Annotated in this window: 10 protein-coding genes and 1 pseudogene; 6 read left to right on the top strand and 5 right to left on the bottom strand. The window is 30.3% G+C overall.

The features are described from left to right. Positions 1-70: 70 nt before the first annotated feature. Both ACN5J5_RS04495 and pruA read right to left on the bottom strand, forming a co-directional pair. Positions 71-1273, bottom strand: a complete 1203-nt coding sequence (locus ACN5J5_RS04495; RefSeq protein WP_418646113.1) for a porin — start codon at positions 1271-1273, stop codon at positions 71-73. A 335-nt stretch (positions 1274-1608) separates the two neighbouring features. After that, a pseudogene (gene pruA / locus ACN5J5_RS04490) lies at positions 1609-3233 on the bottom strand (L-glutamate gamma-semialdehyde dehydrogenase). A gap of 195 nt (positions 3234-3428) precedes the next feature. Between pruA and ACN5J5_RS04485 the strand changes: the two are divergent. The 4 genes from ACN5J5_RS04485 to ACN5J5_RS04470 all read left to right on the top strand — a co-directional run bounded on the left by ACN5J5_RS04485 (position 3429) and on the right by ACN5J5_RS04470 (position 7949). Continuing rightward, the gene (locus tag ACN5J5_RS04485) at positions 3429-4106 is read left to right on the top strand and encodes an NRDE family protein (protein ID WP_418646112.1); all 678 of its coding nucleotides are present in this window, start codon (positions 3429-3431) and stop codon (positions 4104-4106) included. Between the two features lie 72 nt (positions 4107-4178). Then, positions 4179-4847 carry a hypothetical protein gene (locus ACN5J5_RS04480; RefSeq protein WP_418646111.1) on the top strand — a complete coding sequence of 223 codons (669 nt, stop codon included), beginning with the start codon at positions 4179-4181 and terminating at the stop codon, positions 4845-4847. Positions 4848-4855: 8 nt separating this feature from the next. Beyond that, positions 4856-6571, top strand: coding sequence for a hypothetical protein (locus tag ACN5J5_RS04475; RefSeq protein WP_418646110.1), 1716 nt, complete (start codon positions 4856-4858; stop codon positions 6569-6571). Between the two features lie 4 nt (positions 6572-6575). After that, complete coding sequence (locus ACN5J5_RS04470; RefSeq protein WP_418646109.1) at positions 6576-7949, top strand: hypothetical protein; 1374 nt, start codon at positions 6576-6578, stop codon at positions 7947-7949. Here the strand turns inward: ACN5J5_RS04470 and ACN5J5_RS04465 are convergent. From ACN5J5_RS04465 to ACN5J5_RS04455, 3 genes are read right to left on the bottom strand one after another with little or no spacing between them, the layout of a single operon-like run. Beyond that, positions 7923-9038 carry a DUF3667 domain-containing protein gene (locus ACN5J5_RS04465; RefSeq protein WP_418646108.1) on the bottom strand — a complete coding sequence of 372 codons (1116 nt, stop codon included), beginning with the start codon at positions 9036-9038 and terminating at the stop codon, positions 7923-7925. The genes ACN5J5_RS04470 and ACN5J5_RS04465 overlap by 27 nt on opposite strands. After that, a complete protein-coding gene (gene apaG / locus ACN5J5_RS04460) occupies positions 9038-9424 on the bottom strand; it encodes a Co2+/Mg2+ efflux protein ApaG (protein WP_418646107.1) in 387 nt (128 codons plus the stop codon). Before apaG ends, ACN5J5_RS04465 begins: the two co-directional genes overlap by 1 nt. Before the next feature lie 51 nt (positions 9425-9475). Then, the gene (locus ACN5J5_RS04455; RefSeq protein ID WP_418646106.1) at positions 9476-10696 is read right to left on the bottom strand and encodes a DUF5103 domain-containing protein; all 1221 of its coding nucleotides are present in this window, start codon (positions 10694-10696) and stop codon (positions 9476-9478) included. Between the two features lie 157 nt (positions 10697-10853). Here ACN5J5_RS04455 and ACN5J5_RS04450 point away from each other — a divergent pair, with 157 nt between their 5' ends. Further along, positions 10854-12206 (top strand): Na(+)-translocating NADH-quinone reductase subunit A, encoded by a 1353-nt coding sequence (locus ACN5J5_RS04450; protein WP_418646105.1) that lies wholly within the window; start codon positions 10854-10856, stop codon positions 12204-12206. A 3-nt stretch (positions 12207-12209) separates the two neighbouring features. Continuing rightward, positions 12210-13415, top strand: a complete 1206-nt coding sequence (locus tag ACN5J5_RS04445; RefSeq protein ID WP_418646104.1) for an NADH:ubiquinone reductase (Na(+)-transporting) subunit B — start codon at positions 12210-12212, stop codon at positions 13413-13415. The last annotated feature ends 2 nt before the right edge of the window (positions 13416-13417 follow it).

Genomic DNA, 13417 nt, shown 5'->3' with positions numbered 1-13417 from the left:
ATTATAATTTTTTGCAAATCTATAGACAACACATGTCGCCTATGTTAGGTTTACGTTATCTTTTTATTTATTAAAAGTGAACATCTACTTGTAAACGGCACATTAATTCGTTAGTGCCTGTTGGTAAATCTAAATAACTTACGTCGGTTTGTATTTTTAATTTATGACCTACGATATATTTTGATAAACCTAAAGTATATTGATTTTCAATCCCTTTTCCAGTAATTTTCTCATCTAATTTTACATTGGTATAACGCCCTGAAACCTCCCAGTTTTTGGCAAATAAATATCCTGTTTGTAAATTTAGACCGCTACCTACTTGAACGATGTCTCCTGTTAAAGTTCCATCAGAATTTTTAGCAATAGGATCTTTAGCATCTCTATAAGCATATTCGCCCATAAAAGAAAAGCCTTTGTATTTAAACATTGTATCAATAAAAAGAGTAGAAATATTAGTTCTGTGAAAACCTACATCATTTTTCATATACGATCCTTGGTTACTTCTGTTTTTAACAGCGTTGTTGTTAAAGTCGTAACTAGTACCGATAGTTAATTTTGGTGTTTTTTCTCTTTTTAAATCGCTTCCTTTGTAATCTCCTTTACTAGTAAAATTTCCGAAAGGTAAAAACTCTAAACGAGCAGTATACTGATGTCCTCCAAGGTTTCCTGTAGTAACATTTCTACCTTCTCCTTGTGCGATTGATAGTGTTTCGCGAACAATAAAATCATCAGAAATATTAAAATGATGTCTTAATTGTAAGCCCATATCTCTATCAATATTAAAGCGTTTATTTAATAAAGAACGGTCAACCATTTGTAAGTTTGCTGATGAAATTACACGTTCTCTATTTCCAGGGAGTTTAGTTTGACCTACCCATAATTCGAAGTTTTCATGGAAATTCCATTTTATAACTGCATCTAAAATATACCTAGGTGCGTTGTTGGTAAATTCTGAGGCTCCTCCAATGTCTCTATTACTTAATCCTAGCTCTAATTTATATTTTAATTTAGTAGAAAAGGCAAAACCTTTAAATTTTAAACGGGCTCTTCTTACAAAAAATGAAGAATACGGATTTGATAATCCATCAGAATTTGAATCCCATTGTGCAATGGTTAAAAATTGCATTCGAGCTCCGATATTCATAGACCAAGTACTGTCTTGTCCTATTAAATTAAAAAGTCCTTTACCAAATTTTGGTGCATTTGGTTGTTGTGCGTATGCGTACGATAACACAAACATACTTACAATTGTAAGTGTTGTTTTAAAGTTCATTAGAATGTTGTTATTAGTTTTTGTCGGTGCAAATAACTAACACTAATGTTAACTTATTGTTAATAGGGTATTAAATAAAAAACTGTCTTGGCCAAAGACAGTTAGCCTAATAAAATAGTCGACAAAAACTAATATTTACTAATGGCTTTTAGCTCTTATAAGAGAGATGTATCAAAAGTATTTATTTCTTTTTATTGTAGTATTAAGTGAGGTTTAATAAACTGTTACTTAAATAGTGAATTTTGTACTTGTAAGTTAAATAATTATTAAAATGATAAAAAAACCTCTTAGAAATAGAATTCTAAGAGGTTTAAAGCATATTAAATATGTATTTCTTATCCTAAGAAAGGATATTTGTAATCAGTAGGTGTTACAAACGTTTCTTTAATTAAGCGAACAGAGGTCCAACGTAATAAGTTTTGAGCAGAACCAGCTTTGTCATTTGTTCCAGAAGCTCTAGCTCCTCCAAATGGTTGTTGTCCTACAACAGCACCTGTTGGCTTGTCGTTAATATAAAAGTTACCTGCAGCGTTTTCTAAAGCTTTAGAGGCTTTCTCTACAATATATCTATCGGTAGAAAAAATTGCTCCTGTTAAGGCGTACTCTGTAGATTCATCAACTAATTTTAATGAAGCTTCCCACTCTGCATCTTCATAAACGTAAATGGTCATTACAGGACCAAATAACTCAGTTGTCATTGTTGCAAAGGTTGGTGTTTTTGCTACAATTACAGTTGGTTCGATAAAATATCCTTTTGATTTATCATGACCACCACCAATAATTACATCAGCATTGTCATCTGCTTTTGCAGCATCAATATATTGTGCAATTTTATCGAAAGAACCTTCGTGAATTACAGCATTTACAAAATTAGTTGGATCTTCAGGAGAACCCATTTTTAATTCTGATGCTTGTGCAATAAGGTGTCCTTTAACATCTTGCCAAATAGAAGCAGGAATATAAGATCTTGAAGCGGCAGAACATTTTTGTCCTTGAAATTCGAAAGCTCCTCTGGTAATTCCAGTAGCAACTTGTAAAGGATTTGCTGAGTTATGCGCCCAGATAAAATCTTTTCCACCAGTTTCACCAACAATTCTTGGGTATGTTTTATAGGTATGAATGTTTTCTCCTATTTGTTTCCATAAGTTTTTGAAAACATGTGTAGATCCTGTAAAGTGTAATCCAGAAAAATCTGGAGAAGCTAAAACTGTATCCGTAATCATAACAGGGTCACCATAAACAACGTTAATTACACCGTCTGGTAAACCAGCTTCTTTAAATAAATCTACAATTACTTGTGCAGAGTATGCTTGGTGATCAGATGGTTTCCAAACAACAACATTACCCATTAAAGCTGCTGCTGCTGGTAAATTTGCAGCAATAGATGTAAAGTTAAAAGGTGTAATTGCGTACACAAATCCTTCTAAAGGTCTGTACTCAACTCTGTTCCAAATTCCAGGAGCAGAAGCTGGTTGATCCTTAAAAATATCCGTCATATATTCTACATTGAAACGGAAAAAATCAATCATTTCACAAGCAGCATCAATTTCTGCTTGGTGTACATTTTTAGATTGTGCAATCATTGTTGCAGCATTCATTTTAGCACGGTAAGGACCTGCTAATAATTCGGCAGCTTTTAAAAAGATAGAAGCTCTTTCCATCCAACTAACGCTAGACCATGCTTCTCTCTTGCTAATGCTGTAGCAATTGCAGTATCTACATGCGATTTATCTGCAGTGTGGTATTGCCCAACTACATGTTTATGATCGTGTGGCGGAGTAATATTTTTGGTGTTTCCGGTTCTTACTTCTTCACCATTAATATGCATTGGCACATCAATATTACTATTAAACATTGCTTTGTATGTTGCTAATAACTCTTCTCTTTCTGGAGATCCAGGAGCATACCCTTTTACAGGTTCGTTTACTGCTTTAGGAACATTAAAAAATCCTCTTGCCATTTTAGTATGTTGTTTGTATGTTAAAAAAAATCTTTTTAAAAAGCGAAAAACAAAATCTAAATGCTATTAATTTGCATAGATTAGGTTGCTTGCTTTGTGTAACAATCTGTTGATTGTTTTCAGGTACAAAGTTAACACTTATTTTAGTAATTACTAAGTTGTTTTTACGTCTCATTTATCAAAATAAAATACAATATGTGCACGGTAACTTATTTGCCTTTAGAGGGTAATAATTTTTTACTAACTTCAAATAGAGATGAAGATCCGAAGCGAAAAACAATTTTACCTAAAGAGTATGATGAAGATGGTGTAAAATTAACATATCCGAAGGATGAATTAGCTGGTGGTACTTGGATTGGTTTGTCTGAAAAAAAACGATTAATTTGTTTGCTAAATGGTGGTTTTAAAAAGCACAAACGAGCAAGTTCTTATCGAATGAGTAGGGGAATAATAGTAAAACAATTATTAAAAGTTGATGATGCTGTTAAAAGTATCAATGATTTTAATTTTGATAAAATTGAACCATTTACTATTGTTTTGATTGATTGGAAAAAGGATTTAAATGCTTACGAGTTAGTTTGGGATGGTACAGATAAGTTTTTTGCAAAATTACCCCAAGCTCCTAAAATTTGGTCATCGTCAACCTTATATAGTCAAGAAATGAAACAATTACGATGTACTTGGTTTTCTGAATGGTTAAAAGAGAATCCAACTTATCTTCCACAAGAAAAAATAATAGCATTTCATAAAGATGAAACAAAAGGAAATTCTGAAATTTCTTTAAAAATGAAACGCTCTGGTGTAGAAACAGTTAGTATTACAGCTGTATCAAAAATAAAAAACAATGCAGTTATGCAGTACTTAAAATTATAAATTAATTTTATTTATGGCTAGATATAGGGATTGCGAAACATTGCTTTTTGGTTATTTTTGTAAAAAAAAGCAATGTTTAAAAAACAAGTATTATTACTAGCAATTCCTCTTTTGTTATTTACAAGTTGTTTTGAGTTTATTGAAGAAATATCTTTTAATAAAGATGGTTCAGGAACAGCAATGTTAACGATAAATTTAAGTAAAAGTAAAACAAAATTGGCTTCTATAATGTTGTTAGATAGTGTTAATGGTTATAAGGTTCCGTCTCAAAAAACAATAACACAAGAGTTACACAAAATAGTTAAGAAGATTAAAGCTACAAAAGGGATATGTAATGTAAAAAATACTTTGAATTTTAATGAGTTTATCGTTACGGTTTCTTGCGATTTTGATACAGTTGATGCTTTAAACACTGTTTTACTTGCTTTTAGTTCTAAAAAAGAAGCGTTAGCAATTAAAAATCACAAACATTTTACTTACAATAAAATGGATAAAACATTTATCCGAAGTCACCATTTTAATATTGGTAAGGCATTTCAAAAAACAAAAATGAAAGATCGTAAAGTTTTTGAAACAGCTACATATACAGGTGTTTACCGCTTTAAATCTGCCGTAAAATCATCTGAAAATAAACTTGCAAAAATATCTAAAAATAAACAAGCAGTGATGTTGCGAGTTAAAGCTCAAGATATCATAACCAATAAACAAACCATTAAAAATAAAATACAATTAAACCATTAAAATTACTTATGAAAAAAATTATTGCTACACTATTATTGGTAAACACATTTGTTGTTTTACAAGCTCAGAAACTAGAAAATAAAATACCTAAAAATGCAGATGTTGTTATTACGGCAAATGCAAATAATTTATTCGATTTAATAAGTGTTTCGGATGTAAATAATAATATTTTAGGGAAAGAGATATTAAAAGACATTAATAGAAAAAGAACAGAGAAAATTACTTCGGTAAGTAAAGCAGGTTTTAATATTAAATCGAATGCTTACTATTTTTTTAAGAAAACAGATAGTATTTCATATCATACTTTTTTGGTAGAATTAAATGACAAGGCTTTGTTTGAATCTATGTTAAAAGAAAGAGATATTAAGAAAATAAAAAAAGAAGGTGGTTATAGCTATATTGAAGGTTATAGTGATTTAAGAATATGGAACGACGAAGTGCTTTTAATTATTAGTGGAGATAAATCTCGCGGTTATTTTAAAGAGCATAAAACCCGTTTTGAAAAATTAAAAGAAGAAGGAGAATCTATATATTCGGTTAGAAAAAGATTTGCACAATTATGGACTAAAAAGTACGCTTTTTCTGTGTTAGAAAATAGTTTTTCAAATGCAATTAAGATTAATTCTAGCTTTCAAAAAGGAAAACAAAAAAATGCTGTAGCTACTCTTTGGGTTCGTAATTACGGAATGTTAATGGCAGATTTAATTGGTTCATTTAGTAAAAGTTTACATTCGTCAATGTCTTATTTTATGCCTCATAAAAATAAAAACATTTATGGCGTAGAAGAAGTAACAGCTAATTTGTTTTTTAATAAAAATAACGCAAGTATTGTGTTAGACATGGCTATTAGCGATGATATGACAAAATCTTTTAAAAAGGTTTATAACAAAAAAATGAATAGCACTTTAATAAATAGTTTTAACCATAATAAAGCGTTGGCTTTTTGGAGTGTTTCTATGAATACTGAAGAATTATTAGTACAATATCCAGCAATGATAAGTAAAATGTATGGTGGTATTGTGCCAAAGTTTAAGGAAGAAATAGAGGTTGTTGGTGATGTTTTATCATTAGTTGTTGATGAAAAAGCAATTGCAGAATTAGTAACTGGTGATGCTTTGTTTGTATTAAATGATTTTTCTGAAAAAGATGTTACGTACACAACTTATAAATACGATGAAAATTATAAGCGTAAAAAAGTTACCAAAACAAAAAAGGAATTAGTGCCTGATTTTACTTTAATGATAGGTTCAGAAAAAAAAGAACTATTAAATAAAATATTTAAATTAGGGCAAAAGCACGAAATAATAAGTGTAGCTAATAATGTTTTTCAATTTGTAAAAAGTAAAGAAAAACTTCATCTTGATTTGTTTGCTGTAATTAAAAATGATGTTTTATACATTACAACATCACAAGCAAGAGCTATAACTATTAAGGCAGGTAAGGTTAGTTATAAAGGGGCAAAGTATAGTAAATTAATTAAAAGAAATTCGAGCGTAATTTATGCTGATGTAAATGCTTTGATTAAAAATATGCCAACAGAATGGTTGGGGAGAGATGAGCGAAAAATGGCAGCTATTTCTAAAGAAAACGTAAAAGATGTTAGCTTTAGAGTGTCTAAAATTAAAGGAAACAAAGTATCATCAGAATTAAGATTAAATACTAAAGGAAAAGAAGAAAATACCTTAAAGTTATTGCTTCAAGTAATTAATAATGTTGCTAAATAATTAGATGATTAAAAAGATAGTTTACACTCTTTTAATTACACTTGCTGTGTTATTTACGGTTGGATATTTCAGGTATAATTCAACCGTAAATATTGCAAATAAAATACCTGTAAATGCAGATGCTGTTATTCGTTTAAATTTGCGAGAAATAGAATATAATATGTTAAAGGATGTTGTAAAGCATCCTTTTTTGTATTTTAAATCAACCGATACATCAATTAATAAGGTTGATGAAAGTAAGGTTTCTTTATTTGATGGAGTTGAAATTCCTAAAAACTTGTTTTTTTATACAAACAACAGTAGTTTAAAAAACACCTGGGTTAGTAATGCGGTTAAAATTACTGATAAAAAGAGGTTGCAATCGTTTTTTAAACAAAAAAAATTTGTAAAAAGTAACAGTAAACTAAATGTTAAATATTATACGTTTAAAAACTTTGTTTGCGTTATAAATGGTACTGAGTTAGTTGTTTTTTTTGCTTTTAATAGAATCAAAAACGTTGAAGGTAAACTGAACGCTGTTTTAAAAAACAAAACTTATCTGTTATCTAATAACGCAATTTTTGATAAAATAAAAACAAGCACTCAATTAGTTTCGATAGCAACTAATAAAGATGTTTTTTTTGAGTTAGGAGTTCGATCTGAAACTTTATTTTTAAAAGGAGAATTAACAAAAAACAGTAACCTCTTCTTACAACATAACACTCAAAACAACAAAGAATCTTTAGTTAGCATTTCGGGGAAAATAGATAAAAACCTTTTGTTAGGTTTTGTAAACAATAAACAAAAAAAGAAGTTTAAAAAACTTACCAATTTGTCGTTAGATAGTATTTGTAATTATTGGAATGGAGAGATAAATACACAGCTAATTTCTTTTATCAGCAAAAAAGATACAATACTAACTTATGAGTATGATGATGATTTTAATAGAATAACTAAAAAAAAGGTTCAAGAAACGATAATTCCTAACATAAATATTAAACTTGGAGGTAAAGGTTTTTTTGATTATTTGTTTTTTAAACAAGCAATTAAAAAAGTAAATAACGATAGTTTGTTGGTTATAAATCCTTTTTTTAAAACTTATGCAAACACCTGTAATAACGAGTTAATTTTATTTTCAGAAGAAAATACAACTCGTGGCTTTAAAGGTGTTGAAAAAAATAAATTTTCACTTATTTTTAATCCAGAAAAGTATTTTAAAAAGAATGGTAAATCATCCCATTTTTTAGTTGATAAATATTTTTATTCAATAAAAAAAGTTGAGTTTTTTGTCACAAATCAAAATAAGATTAGTGCAGCGGTAAAATTTAAAACTTCGCCTCAAAATTACTTATATCAATTGTTAAAAGGTAATTTAGTACAAAGCAAAAGCAATAAATGAAATGATAAGTGAGCCTGAAATTGCTAATAAAAAAAACACAAAATTTGCCATCAAGTATTTTATAAATGTTTTAAAATAGCCTTGTTTGTAAAATTTTTTCATGGCCATAAATAGGTATATTGTAAAAAGTATTAGAAAAATACCTAATAAAAACTCAGAGTCTTTAAAATAACCAATTAAGTAAAAGACAGAAAAAAGTAAAAAGAAAACGGTTTGGGTATGAAAAACAAAAACTAAATGTTCTACATAAGTAAATTTTCTTCGGATGTAGATTATTCTTAAAAATAACGTAAAAAGCGGCAGTAAAATAAAAAGTGCTATTGAAGCATAAGAAAGTATTTGTTTGTAAAATTTTTGAGTTTCACTTTGTTTGGAGATAAAAGAATTAAATACTTCGGTACGAGAGTATAAAAAACGGTTACCAAAGGTTTTTTCCATCTTTAAACTATCTAGGGCAACATCTGTGGCTGTTTTCGGATGTTCTTTTTGAAATTTCATAAGCCTGGTAATCATATTAGAGTTACCAAAACCTATTTTTAAGGGCGATTCATCAAGTTTATTATCCTTTTTTAAAGAATCTATTTGTTGATTTATTAATTTGGCTTTAATAGAATCTTTTTTGTTTATTTCTTTAAAAAGAACATTTTGTATCGAGTCTAAATCTACATTTATTTCGTTAATGTCGTCTTCATTAATTTTAATTCTTGAAGCTGTGTTTTTTGTAGATTTTCCGTTTTGTAATTCCTTAAATTTATCATAACTATCTGTTGTTCCTATAATTAAAAAGAAAAGAAGTGATACGGTTAAGTAAAAGCGAAAAGGGTTAGAATAGCGACTTCTTTTACCTTCGGTATAATCTTTAGATACTTTTCCTGGGTTTATTAATAGCGGAATTAACGTTCTCCAAAATTTAGCATCCCAAGAAAAGAAACCAGCAAAAACCTCTCTAATAAAACTGGTTAATGTAATTTTTTTGCCTTTGTTTTTTTGTCCACATTCAGGGCAAAATTTTTCGTCTTTTGTAAACGGATATCCACAGTTTAAGCAATTAGTTTCTTTTATAATTGCAACTTTATTTCTTTTAATCATTAGTTTAAAGACGGCGTAGAGGTTAGTTGAAAAGTTGGTATAGTTACCAAAAACTCTTCTTTAGTTTCTAAATTAATCATTTTGTAATTACCCTTCATTGCTCCTGAGGTTGAAAGTAAAAAACAGTTAGATCGGTAGTTGTAAGTTTCGTTTGGTTTTAAGGTTGGTGTTTCTCCTATAACGCCTTCACCTTTTACGGTTTCAACCTTGTTAAGTGAGTCAAATATTGCCCAAAAGCGTTCTGTAAGTTTTACTGTTTCTTTTGAGTTGTTTTCAATAAAAACGTAGTAACTAAACGAGTAGTATTTTTGATACCCACGATATATATCACCATTAAAAACGGTTTTTACTGATATTTTTATGCCTTTAGTTATTTGTTGAAACATCTTATAAATATAAACTTTTTTAGGTTTTCATCCAATTATAATTAAAAGAAGCTATCTGTTTTGATTAAAATACCCATTTCCTACTCCAATAACTCTGTCGTAAGTTTCGCCAAAAGGTTTGTAATAAATAATAGCAGTATATTCATTTTCAGTTTGATAAAAAGAACCGTCAATTTCGTTTAAGTTGATGGTGTTGTTTTTGTTTAAAGTTACATAACTGTAATTATAAAAACCTTGCTTAAATTTTATTGCAGCTTCGTAAATCTCGTTTTTCGAGTTGTATTTCATTTTATTTTTATCAGACAATTGATAGTTGTTAAAAGCACCGTACACAAAAACATCTTTGTTGTAAAAAGGTTCAAAAGCATCTAAAGAAAAATGCACCATAGAGTAATCAGCTTCGGTATTAGAATCGGTAGTTTCTAGGTTTCTTATAAGGAATTGCCCATTAATATCTGGATTGTATGTGTAGGTTTTATAAGCTCTTTGCTCGTTAGTGTACAAATAATTATGAAATATTTCTTTTCTATCAGTTTTGGCAATATTTAAACTTGTGCTGCGAATGTGTTTGCTATCAAAATTTAAAAATTCATTTCCTCCCCAAAAGTCAGTTTTTAAAGTATGATTGTAAATTAACTGATTTGGTTTTATAAATTGAGGTTGTATGTTGTTGATGGCGGTATTCCAATTATGATTTTGAAATAAGGTTACGTTAATTTCTTGATTTGCATTGTTGATGTTTAAATCAGGATGATTTACGGTAAATTGTACGGTTTGTTTTTGATTGTTAGATTTTGTGTTTCTACTTCTAAAAACAGCAATACCAACGGTGGTTATGTCTTCGTAAAAAACACAGCGTCTTGAAAAAATAACGTTATAATCTTCATTTAAAACCGAAATTAAATAGTTGCCACTTTTTGTAATAATGGTATTTTGATTGGGAATTTCAACAGAATAATGCGTGTAAGGTTGTAAGGTGTTAAAAGAATTGGTAACATTTAATATTTCATTTTCATCAAAACCATCAATGTATTGATTGGAAGTTAAATTACTTGGTTTCCAATCGTGTGTCATGTGTGTAATTTTATATTGATATTCTTTGTTGTCGGCCTCTAAATCATCAAAAGAAAGTTCTAAAACGGTTCCTAGTTTTACAATGGCTGCAAACTGATGTACGTTGTGTTTTGGACGTAATTGAATTGTTTTAATATTTTGTGATTTTACCGTTAAAGATAACACGCAACAAAAGCATAAAGTAAGATGTTTTATCATAAATGCAAATGTATCAAAATGTAGACCAAAGACAAATCTTTATTTAGAACAAATATAAATAAACAACTATCCAAAAGATAAAAATACAAATCCGTACCCAAAAAAATCAAAATCTGTAAATTTGCGTGTTTTTAGAAAATCAATTTAATCAGTTCCTATGTCAAAAGACATCCGTATTAAGAAAGGCTTGGATATCAAGCTCGTTGGCGATGCAGAACCAGTAACTACCCAACTAGCGTTAGGTGGTACGTTTGCAGTTCAGCCAGATGATTTTCACGGCGTTATTCCTAAGGTTTTAGCAAAAGAAGGTACCGAAGTAAAAGCAGGTGAAGCACTTTTTCATTCAAAAAGTGACGAACGCATTTTATTTTCAAGCCCTGTTAGCGGAAAAATTACAGAAATCGTTCGTGGAGCCCGTAGAAAAGTTTTAGCATTTAAAATCACTGCTGATGCACAGCAGCAATACAAAGATTTTGGTAAAAAAGATGTTGCAGCAATGTCTGGCGAACAGGTGAAAGATCACTTGTTAGCTTCAGGTTGTTGGCCATTTGTAAAACAGCGTCCGTATGATGTTGTTGCAGATCCAAATCAAGCTCCAAAAGCAATTTTTGTATCGGCTTACGCAAGTGCACCATTATCGGCAGATTATGATTATACTTTAAAAGGTAAAGAGGCTGAATTACAAGCAGCTTTAGCAGCATTAGCAAAACTAACAGCAGGTAAAGTACACGTTTCAGTTGCAAAAAACTCAACAACATCTCCGTTAAAAGGAATGAAAGGAGTTGAACTGCACAACGTTTCTGGACCGCACCCAGTTGGTAATGTTAGTACACAAATTGCACAAATAGATCCTATTAATAAAGGTGAAGTTGTGTGGGTTGTTACACCACAAGATTTAGTAATAATTGGTGAGGTATTGTTAACAGGTAAGTTTAATGCAACACGTACAGTTGCTTTAACAGGATCTAAATTTAGCAAACCACAATATGTTACTGCTTTGGCAGGAGCAAATATTGCTGATATTGTAAAAGGAAACTTAAATAATGATAACACTCGTGTAATTAGTGGTAACGTTTTAAGCGGAACACAAGTTAGCGAAGAAGGATATTTAGGATACTACGAAAATGTAGTAACTGCAATTCCTGAAGGAGATGATTATGAGTTGTTTGGATGGAATAAACCTGTTTTTAACAAGGTTTCTACCTCAAGAGCATTTACGTTCTCTTGGTTAAATCCGAAGAAAAAATACGATTTAAATACGAATACAAACGGTGAGCATAGAGCATTTGTGGTTACAGGTTCGTACGAAGAAGTATTTCCGTTAGACATCTATCCGATGCAATTATTAAAAGCTTGTATGTATAAAGATCTTGACGAAATGGAAGGATTAGGAGCTTATGAAATTGCACCAGAAGATTTCGCTTTAACAGAATTTATTTGTGTGTCTAAACAACCTCACCAAAAAATAATTCGTGAAGGATTAGATTTAATGAGAGAAGAATTAGGATAAGATATGGGCTTAAAACAAAACTTACATAATTTAAAAGAAAAATATAAAGGTACTAAGATGGCACCTGCGTTTAACGCAATTCACACCTTTTTATATTTGCCAAATGAGACAACTCACGGAGGAACTCATATAAAGGCCGCTGATGATTTAAAACGTACAATGAACATAGTTATTATGGCATTAGTACCGTGTTTAATCTTTGGTATGTTCAATGCAGGTTATCAACATAACGCTGCAATTAACGGATTTACAGAAGGAATGTCTTTCTTTAGTGGAGATTTCTGGAATATGGATAATTTCTTAATCGGTTTAGTTAAAATTTTACCATTAGTAATTGTATCATATGTTGTTGGTTTAGCTGTAGAATTTGTGTTCGCAGTAATTAAAGGACACGAGGTAGAAGAAGGGTATTTAGTAACTGGTATGTTAGTACCGTTAATTGTACCAATCGATTTACCTTTATGGATGCTAAGTGTAGCCGTAGTTTTTGGTGTAGTTATTGGTAAAGAAGTTTTTGGTGGTACAGGGATGAATATCTTAAACCCAGCATTAACAATACGTGCATTTTTATTCTTTGCATATCCAACTTGGATGAGTGGAGATAAAGTTTGGGTAGAAGGCGCAAGAGAATTGGCAGGAACTGCCGATGCTATTTCTGGTGAAACAGTTTTAGGAAGTTTAGCGCAATCACAACCATTAACACATTCGGTTTCTGATATGTTCTTCGGATTTATTCCGGGTTCAGTAGGAGAAACATCAACATTTTTAATTTTATTAGGAGGGCTTTTCTTAATCTTAACAAAGATTGGAAGCTGGAGAATTATGTTATCTGCAGTAATCGGAGCCTTAGTAATGGGATTCATCTTTAATCAAGTAGTTGATTTAGGGTGGATTGGTGAAACAAGTAAGTTTTACGGATTAATGAGTTTAGATTTCTGGAAACATTTATTAATTGGAGGTTTTGCTTTTGGTGCCGTTTATATGGCAACTGATCCTGTATCAGCATCGCAAACCAACAAAGGAAAATGGATTTATGGTTTCTTTATCGGATTTATTTCGATTATGATTCGTGTATTCAATCCAGCCTATCCAGAAGGAGTAATGTTAGCTATTTTATTAATGAACGTTTTTGCGCCAACAATTGACCATTATGTGGTTCAAGGAAATGTAAAGAGAAGATTAAAACGTGCTAAAGTTAAAACTGCCTAATT

The sequence above is a fragment of the Tenacibaculum insulae genome, assembly GCF_964512435.1.
Lineage (GTDB): Bacteria > Bacteroidota > Bacteroidia > Flavobacteriales > Flavobacteriaceae > Polaribacter > Polaribacter insulae_A.
The sequence above is the reverse complement of the archived record's forward strand: the minus strand, read 5'-3'. Positions and strand labels throughout refer to the sequence as shown.